This window comes from Planctopirus hydrillae (assembly GCF_001707835.1).
In the GTDB taxonomy this organism is placed as follows: Bacteria; Planctomycetota; Planctomycetia; order Planctomycetales; family Planctomycetaceae; genus Planctopirus; species Planctopirus hydrillae.
In genome coordinates, this window is record NZ_LYDR01000012.1 from 1 (window position 1) to 326 (window position 326).

Here is a 326-nt window from a genome sequence, read left to right on the forward strand (position 1 = left end):
GCTCAAGTTCGGCCTGCTGCCGCTCGGGCTGGCCCTGCCGGCCTTCACCCTGCACCAGAACATCGCCTACGGCAGCCCGTGGGGCGAGTGGTACAGCTTCGGGCTGGCGGCCTATCTCACGGCCTTCGGCCTGTGGTGGGCGGCGTGGGGCGTGGGCGTGGCGCTGTGCGCGGCCGTGCTCCGCGCCGCGGTGGAGGCCGCTGCCCTGGCAGCGGCCGGGGTGCGCCCCAGTGCTGCGCCGGCCGCGCGCGCCGCGCTGGAGCGGCTTGCGCTGCTGGCGCTCTACGGGGGTCTGCCCGCCTGGCTGCTGCCGCGGGTGAAAAGGG

Annotated in this window: 1 pseudogene; it reads left to right on the top strand. The window is 76.4% G+C overall.

Annotated features, from left to right (window positions below):
• Nucleotides 1-326: pseudogene (locus A6X21_RS24500) on the top strand (apolipoprotein N-acyltransferase); the annotation flags it as partial.